Genomic DNA, 18,230 nt, shown 5'->3' on the forward strand with positions numbered 1-18,230 from the left:
GTGATTCTGCAGCTTTCCCCGCGTTTCCCAAACGTGTACAGCAACCGGGGACGTACGGCGGACAACCAGCAAAGTGGGAAGGGTGTACCTTAAAAGAGGGAATAGCGTTCCCTGAAAGTAGGAAAGGTGTTCCCACTTTGGAGTTGGGTGAAATTTGGGCGGGTGAGCGTGTCGGCGGCAGGCGGCACTGGAGCTACGATTGAGGGGTATCAAGTGTCGACGGAAGCAGGCAGCCAACGAACTGGGAAAGGTGTACCTTAAAAGTGGGAACCACGTTCCCTGAAAGAGAGAAAGGTGTTCCCACTTTGACGCGGCGGGAACAACCACCATCAAAGTGTGTAGGCAAATTAGCGGACCAGGCGCGCGGCGGAAGCACGTAAAGTGGCGGCGAGTACGGGTCGAAATGCAAAGTAGGCAGTGCATAACCTAAAAGAGGGAACCGCGTTCCCTGAAAGAGGGAAAGGTGTTCCCACTTTGACGCGGCGGGAACAACCACCAACAAAAGTGTGTAGGCAAATTAGCGGACCAGGCGCGCGGCTGAAGCACGTAAAGCGGTGGCGGGTAAGAGGCGGTAGGCAAGAGGGAAGTCCGTACCCTAAAAGAGGGAACATCCTTCCCAGAAAGAGAGAAAGGTGTTCCCACCGAATGCAGCGGGTGTGGCGAGCAAGGGGAGGACCGAACGGGCCGCCGGTCGTCGGCGACGGGGACGAACGTGCGGCGGCTGACGGCACGTCGGCGACGGGGACGAACGTGCGGCGGCTAACGAGGCAGGTCGGCGACGGGGATGAACGTGCAACGGCTGCCGAGGCTGGTCGGCGACGGGGACGAACGTGCGGCGGCTGACGAGGCAGGTCGGCGACGGGGACGAACGTGCAACGGCTGACGAGGCACGTCGGCGACGGGCACGAAGGTGCGGCGGCTGCCGAGCCCGGGTCGGTCAAGACCCCTTCGTCGCTTCGTAGATGCGCATCGGGGGCAGGTTCCGCAAGCAATAGCGATGGCGCACGTTCGGGAACACCGCGGACAGGTGGTCGAGCAGGTGTCGATCTTGCTGAAAGAACGTCTGGTATGGCAAGAACTTGCCCCCCGGCTGCAAAACGGCGTACGTCTCCTCGACGATCCGTCTGCGCACGTCGTCCTCGAAGAAGGAGAACGGGATGCCGGACAAGATATAGTTCGCTCCCTCGGGGCAAGCGTCGGCGACAATCTGCTTCACGCATTCGGCGGAGTCGCGGTAGATGCGGAGCCGGTCGTCCGCGAAGCTGCGCCGTAGAATGGAGACGAATTCGGCGTTGCGCTCGATCAACACGAGCTTCGAACGCGGCGTCATGCGATCGAGCAAATATCTGGTGAAGACGCCGGTGGCCGGTCCGTACTCCACGATGACTTGATCCTTGGAAAAGTCGATGCGGCTGCACACCTTGCGGACGCCGTAGGACGAGGTCGGCGTGATCGATGCGATATCTCGGTCTTTCACGAAATTTTTAATGTAGACGAAGGTGCTCAACGTATGTACTCCTCCCGTTACGGTGCTGTATCCAATATTTGTACCGGGCGAGCTTTTTATGCACGCAAGGACTCGGCGCGACGGCATGCGCGAAACCAAGCGCGAAAAAAATCGACGTTGGAACGATGCGGACAAGCTATTTGCGCGAAACGGGGAGGAAGCGGCGAATTCGAGTTTTTTTCAGCCTTGAAGCGCCGAAAAAAATTTGTATAGTAATAAGTGTTAGCACTCTACATAGACGACTGCTAACAAAAACCTTTTTCTAGGAGGGCATGACCGATGTTGAAGCCGTTAGGCGACCGTGTCGTAATTGAACCCCTAAAACAGGAGGAGCGAACCGAGAGCGGCATCGTTCTTCCGGAAAAGGCGAAGGAAAAGCCGATGCAAGGCTACGTCGTGGCCGTAGGCAAGGGGCGCGTCGAGAACGGCAAGACGATTCCGCTCGACGTGAAGGTCGGGGATTTGGTGCTCTACAGCAAATATGCCGGCACCGAAATCAAACATGAGCAGAAAGAGCTGCTCATTATGAGAGAGTCCGATATTTTAGGCGTTATGGAGCCGTCCAAAGCGAAGGAGTTGGTCCCGAATGGCTAAGCAAATTTTGTTCAGCGAACAATCCCGCCGCAAGATGCTGAAGGGCGTCGACACGCTCGCGGACGCGGTAAAGGTGACGCTCGGTCCGAAGGGCCGCAACGTCGTGCTCGAGAAAAAATTCGGTTCCCCGCTGATTACGAACGACGGCGTGACGATCGCGAAAGAAATCGAGCTGGAGGATCCGTTCGAAAATATGGGCGCAAAGCTCGTGAAGGAAGTCGCTACGAAGACGAACGACGTCGCGGGCGACGGAACGACGACGGCGACGGTGCTCGCGCAGGCGATGATTCGCGAGGGCCTCAAGAACGTAACGGCCGGCGCCAACCCGATGGTCGTCCGACGGGGAATCGAGAAGGCGGTGCGCGTCGCCGTGGACGAGATCCGCAACATTTCCCGATCGATCGAGACGAAGGAGGAGATCGCGCAAGTGGCGTCGATCTCGGCGGCGGACGAAGAGATCGGGCGCATGATCGCGGAGGCGATGGAGAAGGTCGGCAAGGACGGCGTCATTACGGTCGAGGAGTCCAAGGGCTTCACGACGGAGCTGGAAACCGTCGAGGGCATGCAATTCGACCGCGGCTACATCTCTCCGTATATGGTTACGGATTCCGAAAAGATGGAGGCCGTGCTGGATAACCCGTATATCTTAATTACGGATAAGAAAGTATCGAACGTACAAGAGATGCTGCCCGTGCTAGAGAAGGTGATGAAATCCGGCCGTCCGCTGCTGCTCATCGCGGAGGACGTCGAGGGCGAGGCGCTCGCGACGCTCGTCGTCAATAAGCTGCGCGGCACGTTCACCTGCGTAGCGGTGAAGGCGCCCGGCTTCGGCGACCGCCGCAAGGCGATGCTGCAGGATATCGCGACGCTTACCGGCGGGCAGACGATTACGCAGGAGCTCGGCCTCGAGCTGAAGAGCGCGGAGCTCGATCAGCTCGGGACGGCGCGGCAGGTGCGCGTCGCGAAGGAGACGACGACGATCGTCGACGGCGGCGGGAACAAAGCGGACATCGACGCGCGGGTGCAGCAGATCAAGAAGCAAATCGAGGAGACGACTTCGGATTTCGATCGGGAGAAGCTGCAGGAGCGCCTTGCGAAGCTGGCTGGCGGCGTAGCGGTCGTGAAGGTCGGCGCAGCGACGGAAACCGAGTTGAAGGAGAAGAAGCTGCGCATCGAGGACGCGCTGAACGCGACGCGGGCGGCGGTCGAGGAGGGCATCGTGTCGGGCGGCGGCGTCGCGCTCGTGAACGTCGCGAAGGCGGTCGAGGCGGTGAAGACCGACAGCGAGGACGAAACGACGGGGGCGAAAATCGTACTGCGCGCCTTGGAAGCGCCGATTCGCGCGATCGCGTCGAACGCGGGCGTCGACGGCTCGGTCGTCGTCGAGCGAATCAAGCGGGAGCCGGTGGGCGTAGGCTATAACGCGGCGACCGACGAATGGGTGAACATGATCGAGCACGGCATCGTCGATCCGGCGAAAGTGACGCGCACCGCTCTTCAAAACGCCGCCTCGGTCGCGGCGATGTTCCTCACGACCGAAGCGATCGTCGGCGACAAGCCGGAGCCGAAGAAAGCGGCGGCCCCGACGCCGGACGACATGGACATGTAAACCGCGCGTTGCCGGCCTGAAGGTGGCGGTGAAGCGTCGTGCGCGAATACGCGCTCTATTGCGTCGATTGTCACGAGTATACGAGCTTGGGGGCGTTCGTCGACAAGGAAGGGCATTTCGAGGGCGAGTACTCGCTGCTGCATAACCGCAAGGCGAATCACGACGAGGTGATGTGCCGGTTTTTGATTCGCCATGCGCGGCATACGCTGCGGATGGAGGAAAGCCGTACGAAGCCGTATTCGGATATTTTGCGGACGGCCGGGCGGTTCATGGAAGCGCAGATCGACGAGATGATCGAACGTCAAATCGAGCGAAGCGCGGAGAGCGAGCACGAGCGCACGATGGAGCGAGGCCTCGGTCAGCTTCAATTAAACGTGCTGCGGGGCATCCTCCTGCAGGAGTTCGAGTCCATCTCGCGAGAGCGCGGAGACAATGCGGCGAAAGCGCAGTTTTTGCTGGGGAAAGAGGAAGGCATGAAGCGGGCGCTGGGGCTGCTGGACGACTTGCTCGAGAAGACGAATTTGCTGTTTCGGTAATTTCCTAGGAAAGCGCAGGAATCGACAAGATTCTAGAAAAAGATTCCCATTCCTTTCGTCATATTGTATGATGAGCGTATCACTTTCGAACAAGGGCAAATCCGGCGAAAGCCGGAGACGCAAAGCCACGGGCCTAAGGCGACAGCGACGGCGGCCGGGCTTCCTTAAGGAGATACGTCGTCGAACGTTGGACGCTATCCAGTTGGGGATAGCGTCTTTTTATTTTCGACAAGAGAAGGAGGTTGAACAACATGAGGAAGAAATTGACGATTCTCCTGGGCGCGGCGCTTGTCGCGCAATCGATCGCGGCGATGTCCGCTTCCGCGGCATACCGCTCGAGCAGCGATATGAACATTCGCTTGAATGCAGCAGTGCTGGGGAGCGTCTTATCCCCGCTGTCCGGTACGGGTACGACGACCTACCGGTTGCAGGAAGGCGTACATAACGCCATAGGCGAGAAGACAGGTCTCGAAGTCGATTATTTTTACGTGCATCTGTACGTGAACGACCAGCACGTCGCCGCGATCGATCCGCCGCTGCCGATGTATTGATCGCCCGATCTACGAAGCGCCCGCCTCCCGAACGATCGGGGGCAGGCGTTTTTCGCGTTCAGCCGTCGAGCCGATCCGCGTTCAGGAACAACGCTTCCACGACATCCGGGTGGTACTGCCGTCGGCTGCGGTCGATTTCGTCGAGCGCTTCCGCCTTCGGAATGCCCGGCCGGTAGACGCGATTCGTCGTGAGCGCGTCATAGGAGTCCACGACCGCGACGATCGCCGACGGGATCGAAATATCGGCGCCGCTTAAGCCGTGCGGATAGCCGGAGCCGTCGAACCGCTCATGGTGCTGCTCGACGATCGGACCCGCCGAGAGCAAGCTGGGGAGGCCCGTCTCCTGCAAAATTTCCCGGCCGAACGTCGGGTGCCGCCGCATGACGCTCCATTCTTCGTCCGTCAGCTTGCCGGGCTTGCCGAGAATCGAATCGGGCACCTTGATTTTTCCGACATCGTGCAGGAACGCGCCGAAATTCAAATACGCCAAATCCGTGGACGACAACCCCATCGTCTCGCCGAGCATCATAGACAGCTTCATGATGCGGTGGCAATGGTCGGACGTATAGCCGTCCTTCTGCTCGATATCGACGGCCAGTCCCATCAGCCCCCGAATCTGGTTGCTGTAATGGTGAAAGACGGGCTGGGACGAGCAATAGAGAAATTCGACGTCCGTCTCTGCGACGAAGACGGCCTCTTTAAGGACCGGGGTCGCCGAGAGGAAATCGCCGGCGGTCAATACGCGCTTCTCGCCGCCGTGGGCCCAGCGGAGCGAGCCCGACACGATAAACAACCCTTCCAGGGCCGTCCAGCCGGCCGCGGGCGAAAGCCCCCAGTGCGAGCCTTGCGCCAATTTATGATAAATCAATTCGGTTCCGTCTCCGGACGCAAGCAATCGAAGCTCGAGCCCTTTCAGGGCGACCTGTTCGAGCGCTTCGCCGGAGCGAAGCCAGGCGATGCCGGAATCCGAATCGCGCATCGCGTTTCCCCCCTGCCTGTGAAGCTTGTCTCTTAGTATGAATCATTTCTCGGAAAACGAAGCATTCGTTTTCGCGCGCCGTCCGCGCCGCGGTACCGGACCGCCGCGCCGGCAGGCGAAAGACGACGTTCCGGCTTTGTGTTTCCCCTTTGTTTTCGGTACAATGAGTCAGATAATATAGGAAGCGAAAAGCGCAGGGAAAGCGGTGGACGGTATGATATGGCATGAGCTTACGATATATACGACCGAGGAGGCGACGGAGGCGATCGCCGATTGGCTGCACGCGCAAGGCGCGGGCGGCGTCTCGATCGAGGAGTCCGGCACGCTCGAGCGCAAGCGCGACACGTCGCTCGGGCAGTGGTACGAGAAGCCGCTGAACGATATACCGGAGGGGGACGCCGTTATGCAGGCGTATTTCTCCGAGGATACGGACATGGAACGGATCGAGGCCGGCGTCCGCGAGCTGCTGCAGCGGCTCCCCTCTTACGGCTTGAATCCGGGACGCGGGGAGCTGGCGCGGTCATCCATCCAGGAGGAGGCGTGGTCGGAGGCGTGGAAGCAATATTTCAAGCCGACGCACGTTTCGGAGCGGCTCGTCATTAAGCCGACCTGGGAGGCTTACGAGGCAAAGCCGCACGAGACGATTATCGAGCTCGATCCCGGCATGGCGTTCGGGACGGGCACGCACGCGACGACGGCGCTCTGCATGCGCACGCTCGAGGGCGTCGTGCGCGAAGGCGATCAGGTGATCGACGTCGGCACCGGCTCGGGCATTCTGGCCGTGACGGCGATGCGGCTCGGCGCGTCGCACGTGCTCGCGCTCGACCTCGATCCCGTAGCGGTATCGAGCGCGAAGGAGAACGCGAAGCTGAACCGGCTCGAGCAGGACATCACGGTGATGCTCAGCGATTTGCTCGGGGCGCTGAAGTCGGCGGACGACGTCGGCGTCAAGCCGCCGGTGCAGGTCGTCGTGGCGAATATTCTCGCGGAAATTATTATTACGTTCGTCGACGACGTCTACGAGGCGCTCGCGCCGGGGGGCGCATACGTCGCGTCCGGCATTATTACAAGCAAGGAAAGCGACGTCGTCGAGGCGCTGACGCGCGCCGGCTTCGAGATGGAAAGCCGCGCCGAAGAGAACGGGTGGGTCGCGCTCGTTGCGAGAAAGCGGGTGTAGCCGATGGACTTTAGGCTGCCTTTCCAAACCGATCACCTGCCGTTCCTGATCGTTGCCATCTTCTTAGCGTTCACGGTCCACGAATATGCGCATGCGCGCTTGGCGTATCGGTTCGGCGATCCGACGGCGTACAAGCTCGGCCGCGTGACGCTGAACCCGATGTCGCACGTCAGCTTGCTCGGCATTTTGTTCATCTTATTTCTCGGCTTCGGCTGGGCGCGCCCGGTTCCGGTCGATCGGTCGCATTTTCGGAACCCGAGGCTCATGAGCATCGTCGTCTCCGCCGCCGGCCCTATAAGCAATCTAGTCGTCGGCGTCGTCGCGGCGGTCGCCGCGTACGCCCTCTTCGCCACGGGATGGGTCGATCAGACGTCCCCCGGCGTCTATCGGGCGGCCGGACTCGTCTTTTTCTATATCGTGCATATCAACTTGTTGTTGTTTATCTTTAACCTGATTCCGCTTCCGCCGCTGGACGGGTACCGGATCGTCGAAGACCTGGCGCCGCGAAGGCTTCGGCTGCAGATGATGAAATACGAGCCGTGGGGCGTGTACATTTTCCTCTTGATCGTCTTTATCACCCCCGTGTTCAACCTGACGATCGGCCCGATTCTCGGTCAAGTCGTCGCGTGGCGCCAGCTGCTGTTCGCGTTCTTGTCCGTGACGTTCGGCACCCGCATCGATTGGGGTTTCGTTTACGAAGGGTAACTTTGGCGGGCTTCCGCAATGGAAATCGGAACGGAAACGATGTAAACTGGAGTGAAAGCAAGCCATGCAACGATATTTCGTAACGCCGGACAATTTGCTCGAGGACAAGGCGATCGTGCGCGGCGACGACGCTCATCATCTGATGCGGGTCATGCGCGCCCAGCCGGGCGACAAGGTCGTCGTCAGCGACGGCGTTCGCCGCGAGTGCCTCGCTGAAGTCGTAGAGCTTTATAAGGAAAATGTGCTGCTGAAGCTGCTCGAGGAACGTCCGATGTCGGGCGAGCCGAGCGTCGACGTCTGGATCGCGCAAAGCCTTCCGAAGGGGGACAAGCTCGAAACCGTCATCCAGAAAGGAACGGAAATTGGCGCGACCGCGTTCCTGCCGTTCGCGTCCGCGCGCACCGTCGTGCAATACGACGCGAAGAAGGAAGCGAAGCGGGTCGAACGCTGGCGCAAGATCGCGAAGGAAGCGGCCGAACAGGCGCACCGGAGCAAGGTGCCGGACGTGCGGGACGCGATGCGGTGGAGCGAGATGCTGCGCGTCGCGGAGACGGCGCGGCTCGCTTTGTTTTGTTACGAGAAGGAAGACGGGAAGCGGCTGCGGGACGCGCTTCGCGAGGCGGGGCCGCTTGCGGGCGGCGGGCCGATCCTCGTGATCGTCGGGCCCGAAGGCGGCTTTACCGAAGAAGAGGCGGCCGAAGCGGAACGCCGCGGCTGCGTGCCGGTCGGGCTCGGGCGGCGCATCTTGCGCACCGAGACGGCGGGGCTTGTCGCGGCGGCTTGCATTTTGTACGAGGCCGGAGAGATGGGAGGATAACGAACAAGATGCCGACAGTAGCGTTCCATACGCTTGGATGTAAAGTGAATTTTTACGATACCGAGGCGATCTGGCAGCTGTTTAAGAACGACGGCTACGAGCAGGTGGATTTCGAATCGCAAACGGCGGACGTCTACGTGATCAACACCTGCACGGTGACGAATACGGGAGACAAGAAGAGCCGGCAAATCATTCGGCGCGCCGTAAGGCGCAATCCGGAGGCGGTGATCGCCGTAACGGGCTGCTACGCGCAGACGTCGCCCGCGGAAATTCTCGCGATTCCGGGCGTCGATCTCGTCATCGGCACGCAAGGGAGGGGGGAGATTCTCTCCCTCGTCAACGAGGTGCGCGAACGACGGGAGCCGCTGAACGCGGTGCGCAACATTATGAAGACGCGGCAGTTCGAGGAGCTGGACGTGCCGGACTTCGCGGACCGGACGCGGGCGTTCCTGAAAATCCAGGAGGGCTGCAACAACTTCTGCACGTTCTGCATTATCCCTTGGTCCCGCGGACTGCTGCGGTCCCGTCAGCCGGAAAGCGTCTTAAAGCAAGCCAAGATGCTCGTGGAAGCCGGCTATAAGGAGATCGTGCTCACGGGCATTCATACGGCGGGGTACGGGGAAGACTTGGAGGGGTACAACTTCGCGGCGCTGCTGCGGGATTTGGGGCGGGTCGAGGGCATCGAGCGGCTGCGGATTTCTTCGATCGAAGCGAGCCAAATTACCGACGAAGTCATCGACGTTCTAATGAGCTCGGACAAGTTTTGCCGTCATTTGCACGTGCCGCTGCAAGCGGGAGACGACGACGTATTAAAGCGGATGCGCCGCAAGTACACCGTCGCCGAATACGCGGAGCGCATCGCGCGCCTTCGCGAGCTTTGGCCGGAGGTGGCGATCACGACGGACGTCATCGTCGGCTTCCCGGGCGAGACGGACGAGATGTTCGAGAACGGCTATCGGTTCATGAAGGAGCTCGGCTTCTCCGAGATGCACGTATTCCCGTATTCGAAGCGCACCGGCACGCCGGCGGCGCGCATGACGGATCAAGTGGACGAGGAGCTGAAGAACGAACGCGTCCACAAGCTCATCGATCTGTCCGAGGAGATGCAGCTCGCGTACGCCGAGCGGTTCGTCGGGCAGACGCTGACGGTCATCCCCGAGCGGGAAGCGAAGGGCGCCGAAGGGCAGGGCTTGCTCAGCGGATATACGGACAATTATCTTCAGGTGGTGTTCCCGGGCGACGCTTCGCTGATCGGCCAAGTGATCGAGGTGCGGGTCGTCGAAGCGGGAGTCAACGAATGCAAGGGCGAACGCGTCCCGGCGAAGACGCTGACGCAGGCCGCGTCGTTCTAACGCAGACAGGGGAGGAACGGCGGAGGCTCGCGCGCTCGCTCCTCCCTTTTTTTAATTCAACCGACGAGGTGAGACCGATGAAAGAAATTTCCGCCGGAGGCGTCGTGTTTCGGAAAGCGGGCGGCAAGCTGCAAATCCAATTGATCCAGGATCGGTACGGCCGAACATCGCTCCCGAAGGGCAAGATGGAGCCCGGGGAAACCGTGGAGCAGACGGCGCTCCGGGAAATTTTGGAGGAGACGGGCATCCGGGGCGAAATTCGGGAGCCGCTCGCCTTGATCGAATACAAGTACAAGCACCCGGACAAGGGACTTGTGGATAAAGAAGTCCATTATTACTTAGTGGAAGCGGCGGACGGGGAGCTCGTGGCGCAGGTCGAAGAAATTCGAGGCGTCGCTTGGTATGAGCCGCTCGCCGCATGGGAGAAACAGAAGTCGTCGGGGTACGATAACAACGACGACATCTTGCGCAACGCCCTGCATAAGCTGGGCATTCGCGTCGAGGAGGACGAAGCATGAGTTTCGAAGTGAAGCATATCGAGAAATATATCGACCACACTTATTTGAAAGCGGACGCGACGACGAAGGACATCGACAAGCTGTGCGAGGAAGCGAAGACGCACGGCTTCTACAGCGTCTGCGTGAACGGCGCGTGGGCCGGCCATTGCGCGAAGTCGCTCGCGGGCACGGGCGTGAAGGTGGCTGCGGTCGTCGGCTTTCCGCTCGGAGCGATGGCGTCCGAAGCGAAAGCGTTCGAGGCGGAGCTGGCCGCGAAAGCCGGGGCGGAAGAGATCGACATGGTGCTTGCGGTCGGCTGGCTGCTGGAAGGCCGGTACGACGACGTGCGCGCGGACATCCGGGCGGTCGTCGAAGCGGTGAAAGGACGGGCGGCCGTGAAGGTCATTTTCGAAACGGGCTTCCTCACGGCGGAGCAAATCAAGATCGCTTGCGTGCTGTCGGAGGAGGCGGGCGCTCACTTCGTCAAGACGTCGACGGGCTTCGGCCCCGGCGGGGCGACGGTCGAGCACATCGAGCTGATGCGCGCCAGCGTGTCGCCGTCCGTCGGCGTGAAAGCGTCCGGCGGCGTTCGCGATTACGACGCCGCGGTGAAGATGATCGTCGCGGGGGCGAACCGGCTCGGGACGAGCTCGGGCGTCGCGATCGTTACGGGAAGCGCTTCGTCCGGAACGTATTGAGCCCGATGTAGCACAGCGGCAGGGCGACGAGCGAGCAAAGCACGTTGAACAACGTTTGCGCCCGGGCGATCTGGTCGTACGGCGCGTCGGTCCAAGCGGCGCTGACCGCGGCGAGCTCGTCGATGAACGGGAAGAACAGCAGGCTTCCTCCGAGGTTCAGCAAGATATGCGACCAAGCGACGTATTGTCCGGCTTTCGAACCGCCGATGCAGGCGAGCAGCGCCGTCGAGCACGTGCCGATATTGGCGCCCAGCACGATCGCGATGCCTAGGTCGAGCGAGACGGCCTGAACGTCCGCGAGGCCCATCGTCACGGCGATCGTCGCGGCGCTCGACTGAATGACGGCGGTGACGAGCGCCCCCGCCAGGAGCCCCCAGGCGACGCTCTGCTGCGCATGGTCGAGGAACCAGACGAACAAGCCGCGCGATTGGAGCGCCGGCACGATCGTGTACATCCGCTCGATGCCGACGAGGATGCTGGCGAAGCCGCCCGCGGTCAGCGCCAGCTGCCGAAGCGGCGCGGCGAGCCGGCGCAGCCGGACGTCGACGCGGGGCAGCCGCTCGACGAGGAGGCAGGCGAGCCAACAGCCGCCCGCCCCCAGGAGGACCTCTAACGCTTGCGCCGACATGTCGAGCCCAAGCATATCGGCGGTAATGCTGCCGCCGACGTTCGCCCCGAGCACGACCCCGAGCGTCTGCCGGAACGTCAGCACGCCGGCGTTCACGAGGCCGATCGTGACGATCGTCACCACATCGCTCGATTGCAGCGCCGTCGTGGCGAGCGTGCCGGCGACCAATCCGCGCAGCGGCGTGCTCGTAAAGCGGCGCAGCAATCCGGTCAGCGCCGGCCCGGCCCACTCGTGCAAACCGATTTCCATCGCCTTCATGCCGAAGAGGAAGACGGCGAGGCCGAGGACGAACGGAATCAACAGTTCCTGCGCCATGCCCGTTCCTCCGTTCCGCATTATCCGTATCTGAATCGACTTACATAAGCTTATATATATGAAAACGGCCGGACGGGCATGACAGGCCTCCCGGCGCGAAAGAGGTGCGTATCGTTGGCGTCGGCCACGCTGGTATTGAACAAGACGCGGAAGAAGCGGCTCGAAGCCGGCCATCCGTGGATTTATAAGAACGAGATCGAGCGCATCGAGGGCGAGCCCGAGCCGGGCGGCATCGCCGCGGTGACGGATCACCGCGGCAAATTTCTGGCGTCGGCGTACGTCAATCCGGCATCGCAAATCGTCGGCCGCGTCGTCGCGTACGCGCCGCTCGAGCGCATGGACGAAGCCTTCTTCGCCGAGCGGTTCCGCACCGCATCGGACGTGCGCCGCCGGTTCGCGGAGGACCCCGCTTATTGCCGGCTCGTCTACGGCGAGGCGGACTTCCTGCCGGGTCTCACGGTCGACCGCTTCGGCGATACGTTCGTATTGCAAATCGTAACGCTCGGCATGGACGCCGCAAGGGAGAGCATCGTGAAGGCGTTGATCGAGGTGTTCGCGCCGAAGACGATTTACGAGCGAAGCGACGTCGGCGCCCGAACGTTGGAAGGGCTCGAGGAGCGGAAAGGGCTGCTTTACGGGGAGCCGCCCGCGGAAGCGATCGTCATTCGGGAAAACGGGTTGGACATCGAGGTCGACGTCGTCGGCGGTCAGAAGACGGGTTATTTCTTCGATCAGCGGGAAAACCGGGCGGCGATCCGGCCGCTGATGACGGGCTGGGGCCGGCGGAGCGGCATCGAGCTGCGGGAAATCGCGGACGACGGCGGGGCGGTCCGCCTTGCGCCAGTGAACGCGGGAGGCAAAGAAGTGACGTTTCCGTATTGGGACGGGGCGACCGTGCTCGAATGCTTCTCGCATACGGGCAGCTTCACGCTGCACGCTTGTCTTTACGGCGCCAAGAAGGTCACCTGCTTGGACGTCTCGGAGCACGCGATCGAGACCGCGAGAAGGAACGTCGTCCGCAACGGATTCGAGTCGCGCGTGGAGTTCGTCGTCGCCGACGCGTTCGAATACTTGCGCGAGCAGGCGCGGGGGCTGGCGGAGCAGGCGGCGCGCGCGAAGGCGGGCGACGCCGGGGCGAAGGTGGATACGTCGAAGCCGCTTCCCGCGGGCGTCGGTCGGACGTGGGACGTCGTCATCCTCGATCCGCCGCGTTCGCGAAGCACCGGGGCGCCGTCGAGGGCGCATGCCGCGGGTATAAGGATATCAATCTGCACGGGATGAAGCTTGTGAACGAAGGCGGATATTTGGTAACCGCGAGCTGCTCGTACCACGTCCGGCCGGACGTGTTTCTTGAGACGATCCACGCGGCGGCGGTCGACGCGGGGAAGCTGCTGCGGCTCGTCGAATTTCGGGGCGCCGGCAAGGATCATCCGCAGCTGCTCGGCGTGGACGAAGGAAATTACTTGAAATTCGCGATCTTCGAGGTGCGCAGCCGGTAGCGGCGCGCGGCGCCGCAGATAAATAAACCTCCCCCGAGCCGGTTCGGCGTCGAGGGAGGTTTTCGCTTCTTTATGCTTTGATTTCGAGCAGCTCGTACGTAATTTCGCCCATCGGCGCGTTCACGGTAATTTTGCTGCCGACGCTCTTGCCCATCAGCGCCTGACCGAGCGGGCTTTCGTACGAAATTTTATGGTCCGACACGTCGGCCTCGGCCGGTCCGACGATGCGGTATTCGATGCGTTCGGCGAATTCGACGTCGTTGAGCGTCACGACCGAGCCGACCTGCACGGTCGACGTATCTACGCTGTTGACGACCCTTGCCTTGCGCAAAATGTTTTCGATGGTCATGATCCGCGTCTCCATGAACGCCTGATCGTCCTTCGCCGAATGATACTCGCTGTTTTCCTTCAAATCGCCGTAGCTGATCGCGGTCTTGAGCCGGCTCGCCAGCTCGCTGCGCTTCACCGTCTTCAGCTCCTCCAGCTCGTCCTTCAATTTCTGAAATCCTTCCGGGGTCAGCACGATCGCTTCCTCCGCCATCTGTCGCCACTCCTTTTATCCACCCAAGGTTTCTACATTCCATTGTACTCTATTTTCGCATTGAAATACGGTTTTTCTGGGCAAAAAAATCCATTGCAAACACCCGTTCGTCGGTGTACCTTGGAAAAAAGACATGTTGGAGGGGTACGCTTTGGGAATTCGGTTCGCGCTCGGACGCGCCGGCTCGGGAAAGAGCCGCCTCGCGTTCGAGCGGATCGGGGCGGAGCTGGAGCGCGCGCCCGACGGCCCGCCGCTCGTGCTGCTCGTGCCCGAGCAGATGACGCAAGCGGCGGACCGCGCGTTCGCCGCCCGCTTCGGCGGCACGATTCGCGCGCAGTCGCTGAGCTTCCGCCGTTTGGCGTTCCGCGTCATGCAGGAGGTCGGCGGCGCGGCGCGTTTACATATCGACGATACAGGCAAGAAGATGCTCTTATACAAAATCGCGAAATCCCGGGCGAAGGAGCTGCGCGCGTTCCGCCGGCTGACGGAGTCGGGGGGCTGGATCGACGCGGCGCTGGAATGGTACGACGAGTGCAAGCGATACAACGTCGACGGCGCCCGGCTGCGGGAGGCGGCGGACGAGCCTGCGTTCCCGCCGGCGCTGCGGGACAAGCTGCACGACCTCTCGCTGCTGGCCGAGGACATGGAGCGGGAGCTCTCCGGCGCCTACGTGGATTCGGAGGATTATTTGGCGCTGCTCGCCGCCCATGCGGGCGCTTCTCGAACGATACGGGAGGCGCGCTTCTGGGTGGACGGCTTCCACGGCTTCACCCCGTCCGAGCTTGCGGTGCTGCGAGCCTTGTGCAAGCACGCGGCGGGCGTCGAGTTCGCGTTGACGCTCGACCGGGCGTACGCCGCCGGCGAAACGCCCGACGAGCTCGACTTATTTCATCCGACCGCCTCGACGTACGCGTCGCTGATCCGGTTGGCGGCGGAGGAAGGCGTGCCGGTGGAGGGGATCGACGTCGTCGACGGCCGCTCGAACGGACGGTTCGCGCAGGCGCCCGCGCTTGCGGCGCTGGAGCGCGCCTTCGTCGACCGGGCGAACGGACGGCCGTTCGCGCCGGTCCTCGGGGCCGAAGCCGCCGTGTCGCTCGTCGCCGCGGCGAACCCGCGGGCGGAAGCGGAGGCGTGCGCGCGCGACATCGTCCGGCTCGTCTCCTCGGGCGCGGCGCGATGGCGGGACGTTGCCGTCTTCGTGCGCGATTGGGAAGGGTACGGCGAGGTGATCGCGGCGGCTTTCCAAGCATACGGCATCCCGTGCTTTCTCGATCAGAAACGCGCGGTCACGCATCATCCGCTCAGCGAGCTGATCCGCTCCGCGCTCGACGTCGTCTCGTCCAGCTGGTCGTACGACGCCGTGTTCCGCGCGGTGAAGTCGGAGCTGCTGTTTCCGCCGGGCACGTTCCGGACGGAGGCCGAGCAGCGCTTTGCGATGGACCAGCTCGAGAACGTCGTGCTGGAATACGGGATTCACGGCGCCCGCTGGACGGACGGCAAGCCGTGGAGGCTGAGCGCCGCGCCGCTCGAAGGCGACGCAGCCGCTGACGACGAGCGCGCCAGGGCGCGGGAGGAGCGCATTCACCGCTGGCGCGAGCTCGTCGCCGCGCCGCTGCGCGCGTTCGAACGGCGGCTGAAGAAGGCCGCGACGATGCGGGAGCAAGCGGAGGCGTTGTATCAGCTGCTCGAAGAGACGGGGGCGGCCGATACGCTGTCGCGCTGGCGCGAAGCGGCCGAACGCGACGGCCTGCCCGAGCGCGCGCGGGAGCACGATCAGCTGTGGGACCGGGTGATCGATACGCTCGATCAGCTCGTCGAGCTCGTCGGCGAGGAACCGGCGGACGCGGAGCTGTTCGCGGGTATGATCGCCTCCGGGCTCGACGGCATCCGCATGGGCCTCGTGCCGCCGGCGCTCGATCAAGCGCTCGTCGGCAGCCTCGACCGGACGCGCGCGTTCGGCATTAAGAAGCTGTATCTGCTCGGCGTCAACGACGGCGTCATCCCGATGCGGCCGAAGGAGAAGGGCGTCGTCTCCGAGGCGGAACGCGAACGGCTGCTGGCGTCCGGGCTCGAGCTCGCGCCGGACAGCCGCAGGCGGCTGCTGGACGAGCGGTTCCTGCTGTACAACGCATTGTTCCTGCCGTCGGAGGCGCTATGGATCGGGTATTCGCTCTCGGATCCCGAAGGCAAGGCGCTGCTGCCGTCCGAGTGGATCGCCGTCATCAAGCAGCTTGCGCCGAGCGCGGCGCAGCGATTCGCTGCCGGGGACGCGCCGGCGGACGCCGGCGACGACGAGGCGCTGGAGCGCCTCGTCACGCCGTCGCGCGCGGTCACGGAGCTGATGCCGCAGCTGCGGCGCTGGAAGAAAGGCGAGCCGGTGAACGGCGTCTGGTGGGCTGCGTACAATTGGCTGGCGGAGCGGCCGTACTGGCGGGAGCGGCTGCTCGCCCTGCTGCCTTCGCTCGATTACGCGAACCGGGAGCGGCCGCTGTCCGCAGAAACCGCGGTGGCGCTCTACGGCGAGCCGTTCGCTTCCAGCGTCTCGCGGCTCGAGCAGTTCGCGGGCTGTCCGTTCGCCCATTTCGCCGCGTACGGCCTGCGGCTTCGCGAGCGGAGGCTGTATCGGCTCGAGGCGCCCGATATCGGGCAGCTGTATCACGCCGCGCTGAGCCGATTGTCGAAGCGGCTCGCCGAGGAGCGGCGCACGTGGGCGGACATGGACGCCGAGGAGTGCGCCGCGCTTGCGTCGCTCGCGGTCGACGAGCTGGCGCCGAGGCTGGTGTCGGAAATATTGTTCAGCTCGAACCGCCACCGGTACGTGACGCGCAAGCTGAAGGCGGTCGTCGGACGCGCCGCCGAGGCGCTGCGCGCCCAGGCGATGCGAAGCGGCTTTCGGCAGGCGGCCGCGGAGCTGGCGTTCGGGGAGGAGGGCGGACTCCCTCCGCTGCGGCTGACGCTGCCGGACGGACGCGCGATGGAGCTGCGCGGACGCATCGACCGCATCGACGAGGCGCGCGCCGAAGGCGGCGGACGCTATGTCCGCGTCGTGGACTACAAGTCGCGCGCGCACCGGCTGCGCCTCTCCGACGTGTATTACGGGCTGTCGCTGCAGCTGCTCGCTTACCTCGACGCGGCGACGGAGGAGGCGCGCGCGTGGCTCGGCGACGCCGCCGAGCCGGCCGGCGCCCTCTATTTCCATGTCCATAAGCCGATCTTGACGCTCGCCAACGCGGCGCCTGCGGACCAAGTCGAGGCGGAATTGTTCAAGAAGTTCAAGATGAGCGGGCTGTTGTCGAGCGAAACGGAAGCCGCGGCGCTGATGGATACGTCGCTCGCCCAAGGCATCTCGCCGATCGTGCCGCTCGAGCGGAAGGTCGACGGCTCGCTCGGCGCGCGGTCGAAGGCGGTCGACGCCGAACGATGGAGCCGCTTGCGGGCGTTCGTTCGCTCGAAGATGACGGAGCTCGGCGCGCGCGTCGCGGACGGGGAGATCGAGGCGGCGCCGTACCGCAGCAAGCAGGAGACGCCGTGCGCCTTCTGCCGGTATAAGCCGGTGTGCGCGTTCGACCCGGAGCTCGGCGGCAACGTCTACCGGACGCTGCCGCCGCTCGCGGACGAGGACGTCTGGTCGCGCATCAGTTCGGCAGGCGGCTCGGCGGAACGTCCGGGGAACGGCAAAGAAGACGGCGGCGACGCCGGGAAGGGGAGAGACGCATGATGGGCATACCGGAGAAGCCGGACGGCAGTCCGTGGACGGACGAGCAATGGCAGGCGATCGCCTCGCGCGGGGATCACCTGCTCGTCGCGGCGGCGGCCGGCTCGGGCAAGACGGCGGTGCTCGTCGAGCGCATCATCCGCACCGTGTCGGACGCGAACCGGGGAATCGACATCGACCGCTTGCTCGTGGCCACGTTCACGAACGCGGCCGCCGCGGAAATGCGGCACCGGCTGCGGGACGCCCTCGAGAAGGCGCTGACGGCCAACCCCGGCTCGCGCCATCTGCGCAGACAGCTGGCGCTCGTCGGCCGGGCGTCGATTACGACGCTGCATTCGTTTTGTTTGGAGGTCGTACGGCGTTATGTCCATCTGACGGAGCTCGACCCGGCGTTTCGGATCGCGAACGAAACCGAGGCGGCGCTTCTGCGGCAGGAGGCGCTCGAGTCGGTGCTGGAGGAGCGGTACGGCGCGAGCGGGGAGGACGACGCGTTCTGGGGGCTCGCCGACC

The 18,230-nt window shown here is 63.3% G+C and carries 17 protein-coding genes, 1 pseudogene and 1 riboswitch; of the genes and pseudogenes, 14 read left to right on the forward strand and 4 right to left on the reverse strand.

Annotated elements, in window-relative coordinates:
* The first annotated feature begins 645 nt into the window (after positions 1–645).
* Positions 646–843 carry a hypothetical protein gene (locus tag VEZ38_RS12885; protein ID WP_324893993.1) on the forward strand — a complete coding sequence of 66 codons (198 nt, stop codon included), beginning with the start codon at positions 646–648 and terminating at the stop codon, positions 841–843.
* Positions 844–937: 94 nt separating this feature from the next.
* On the opposite strand, the gene VEZ38_RS12890 is transcribed toward VEZ38_RS12885, so the two are convergent.
* The gene (locus tag VEZ38_RS12890; RefSeq protein WP_324893995.1) at positions 938–1,507 is read right to left on the reverse strand and encodes a class I SAM-dependent methyltransferase; all 570 of its coding nucleotides are present in this window, start codon (positions 1,505–1,507) and stop codon (positions 938–940) included.
* 279 nt (positions 1,508–1,786) lie between these two features.
* Here VEZ38_RS12890 and groES point away from each other — a divergent pair, with 279 nt between their 5' ends.
* The 4 genes from groES to VEZ38_RS12910 all read left to right on the forward strand — a co-directional run bounded on the left by groES (position 1,787) and on the right by VEZ38_RS12910 (position 4,797).
* The gene (gene groES / locus VEZ38_RS12895; RefSeq protein WP_324893997.1) at positions 1,787–2,101 is read left to right on the forward strand and encodes a co-chaperone GroES; all 315 of its coding nucleotides are present in this window, start codon (positions 1,787–1,789) and stop codon (positions 2,099–2,101) included.
* Positions 2,094–3,710 (forward strand): chaperonin GroEL, encoded by a 1,617-nt coding sequence (gene groL / locus VEZ38_RS12900; protein ID WP_324893999.1) that lies wholly within the window; start codon positions 2,094–2,096, stop codon positions 3,708–3,710. Before groES ends, groL begins: the two co-directional genes overlap by 8 nt.
* A gap of 38 nt (positions 3,711–3,748) precedes the next feature.
* Positions 3,749–4,246, forward strand: a complete 498-nt coding sequence (locus VEZ38_RS12905) for a hypothetical protein (RefSeq protein ID WP_324894001.1) — start codon at positions 3,749–3,751, stop codon at positions 4,244–4,246.
* Between the two features lie 84 nt (positions 4,247–4,330).
* Positions 4,331–4,413: riboswitch (cyclic di-GMP riboswitch) on the forward strand.
* Between the two features lie 84 nt (positions 4,414–4,497).
* Complete coding sequence (locus VEZ38_RS12910; RefSeq protein ID WP_324894003.1) at positions 4,498–4,797, forward strand: hypothetical protein; 300 nt, start codon at positions 4,498–4,500, stop codon at positions 4,795–4,797.
* A gap of 58 nt (positions 4,798–4,855) precedes the next feature.
* On the opposite strand, the gene VEZ38_RS12915 is transcribed toward VEZ38_RS12910, so the two are convergent.
* On the reverse strand, positions 4,856–5,776 hold the full coding sequence (locus VEZ38_RS12915) for an HD-GYP domain-containing protein (RefSeq protein WP_324894005.1): 921 nt from the start codon (positions 5,774–5,776) through the stop codon (positions 4,856–4,858).
* A gap of 214 nt (positions 5,777–5,990) precedes the next feature.
* On the opposite strand from VEZ38_RS12915, the gene prmA reads away from it, so the two are divergent.
* The 6 genes from prmA to deoC all read left to right on the forward strand — a co-directional run bounded on the left by prmA (position 5,991) and on the right by deoC (position 11,022).
* On the forward strand, positions 5,991–6,953 hold the full coding sequence (gene prmA / locus VEZ38_RS12920; RefSeq protein ID WP_324894007.1) for a 50S ribosomal protein L11 methyltransferase: 963 nt from the start codon (positions 5,991–5,993) through the stop codon (positions 6,951–6,953).
* A gap of 3 nt (positions 6,954–6,956) precedes the next feature.
* Positions 6,957–7,658, forward strand: coding sequence for a site-2 protease family protein (locus tag VEZ38_RS12925; RefSeq protein ID WP_324894009.1), 702 nt, complete (start codon positions 6,957–6,959; stop codon positions 7,656–7,658).
* 64 nt (positions 7,659–7,722) lie between these two features.
* Positions 7,723–8,475, forward strand: coding sequence for an RsmE family RNA methyltransferase (locus VEZ38_RS12930; RefSeq protein WP_324894011.1), 753 nt, complete (start codon positions 7,723–7,725; stop codon positions 8,473–8,475).
* A gap of 8 nt (positions 8,476–8,483) precedes the next feature.
* Positions 8,484–9,827, forward strand: a complete 1,344-nt coding sequence (mtaB, locus tag VEZ38_RS12935; protein WP_324894013.1) for a tRNA (N(6)-L-threonylcarbamoyladenosine(37)-C(2))-methylthiotransferase MtaB — start codon at positions 8,484–8,486, stop codon at positions 9,825–9,827.
* Between the two features lie 77 nt (positions 9,828–9,904).
* Positions 9,905–10,345: an NUDIX hydrolase gene (locus VEZ38_RS12940; RefSeq protein ID WP_324894015.1), complete on the forward strand. Its 441-nt coding sequence runs from the start codon at positions 9,905–9,907 to the stop codon at positions 10,343–10,345.
* The gene (gene deoC / locus VEZ38_RS12945; protein WP_324894017.1) at positions 10,342–11,022 is read left to right on the forward strand and encodes a deoxyribose-phosphate aldolase; all 681 of its coding nucleotides are present in this window, start codon (positions 10,342–10,344) and stop codon (positions 11,020–11,022) included. Before VEZ38_RS12940 ends, deoC begins: the two co-directional genes overlap by 4 nt.
* On the opposite strand, the gene VEZ38_RS12950 is transcribed toward deoC, so the two are convergent.
* Entirely contained in the window at positions 10,991–11,965 is a 975-nt protein-coding gene (locus tag VEZ38_RS12950; protein ID WP_324894019.1) for a Na/Pi symporter, read from the reverse strand. The two genes, deoC and VEZ38_RS12950, sit on opposite strands and share 32 nt — an antisense overlap.
* 78 nt (positions 11,966–12,043) lie before the next feature.
* On the opposite strand from VEZ38_RS12950, the pseudogene VEZ38_RS12955 reads away from it, so the two are divergent.
* A pseudogene (locus VEZ38_RS12955) lies at positions 12,044–13,464 on the forward strand (class I SAM-dependent rRNA methyltransferase).
* A 70-nt stretch (positions 13,465–13,534) separates the two neighbouring features.
* On the opposite strand, the gene greA reads toward VEZ38_RS12955, so the two are convergent.
* Complete coding sequence (gene greA, locus VEZ38_RS12960; RefSeq protein ID WP_324894021.1) at positions 13,535–14,005, reverse strand: transcription elongation factor GreA; 471 nt, start codon at positions 14,003–14,005, stop codon at positions 13,535–13,537.
* A gap of 151 nt (positions 14,006–14,156) precedes the next feature.
* On the opposite strand from greA, the gene addB reads away from it, so the two are divergent.
* Complete coding sequence (gene addB / locus VEZ38_RS12965; protein ID WP_324894022.1) at positions 14,157–17,723, forward strand: helicase-exonuclease AddAB subunit AddB; 3,567 nt, start codon at positions 14,157–14,159, stop codon at positions 17,721–17,723.
* A partial coding sequence (locus VEZ38_RS12970) for a UvrD-helicase domain-containing protein (RefSeq protein WP_324894024.1) occupies positions 17,720–18,230 on the forward strand: 511 nt, incomplete at its 3' end. The genes addB and VEZ38_RS12970, both read left to right, overlap by 4 nt.

The sequence above is a fragment of the Paenibacillus sp. genome, from assembly GCF_035645235.1.
Lineage (GTDB): Bacteria > Bacillota > Bacilli > Paenibacillales > YIM-B00363 > Paenibacillus_AE.

Bases quoted from the DNA above. Each gene is read 5' to 3' on its own strand.
- VEZ38_RS12885 (WP_324893993.1), top strand. From the start codon at position 646: ATGCAGCGGGTGTGGCGAGCAAGGGGAGGACCGAACGGGCCGCCGGTC.
- groES (WP_324893997.1), top strand. From the start codon at position 1,787: ATGTTGAAGCCGTTAGGCGACCGTGTCGTAATTGAACCCCTAAAACAG.
- groL (WP_324893999.1), top strand. From the start codon at position 2,094: ATGGCTAAGCAAATTTTGTTCAGCGAACAATCCCGCCGCAAGATGCTG.
- VEZ38_RS12910 (WP_324894003.1), top strand. From the start codon at position 4,498: ATGAGGAAGAAATTGACGATTCTCCTGGGCGCGGCGCTTGTCGCGCAA.
- VEZ38_RS12915 (WP_324894005.1), bottom strand. From the start codon at position 5,776: ATGCGCGATTCGGATTCCGGCATCGCCTGGCTTCGCTCCGGCGAAGCG.
- prmA (WP_324894007.1), top strand. From the start codon at position 5,991: ATGATATGGCATGAGCTTACGATATATACGACCGAGGAGGCGACGGAG.
- VEZ38_RS12925 (WP_324894009.1), top strand. From the start codon at position 6,957: ATGGACTTTAGGCTGCCTTTCCAAACCGATCACCTGCCGTTCCTGATC.
- VEZ38_RS12930 (WP_324894011.1), top strand. From the start codon at position 7,723: ATGCAACGATATTTCGTAACGCCGGACAATTTGCTCGAGGACAAGGCG.
- mtaB (WP_324894013.1), top strand. From the start codon at position 8,484: ATGCCGACAGTAGCGTTCCATACGCTTGGATGTAAAGTGAATTTTTAC.
- VEZ38_RS12940 (WP_324894015.1), top strand. From the start codon at position 9,905: ATGAAAGAAATTTCCGCCGGAGGCGTCGTGTTTCGGAAAGCGGGCGGC.
- deoC (WP_324894017.1), top strand. From the start codon at position 10,342: ATGAGTTTCGAAGTGAAGCATATCGAGAAATATATCGACCACACTTAT.
- VEZ38_RS12950 (WP_324894019.1), bottom strand. From the start codon at position 11,965: ATGGCGCAGGAACTGTTGATTCCGTTCGTCCTCGGCCTCGCCGTCTTC.
- greA (WP_324894021.1), bottom strand. From the start codon at position 14,005: ATGGCGGAGGAAGCGATCGTGCTGACCCCGGAAGGATTTCAGAAATTG.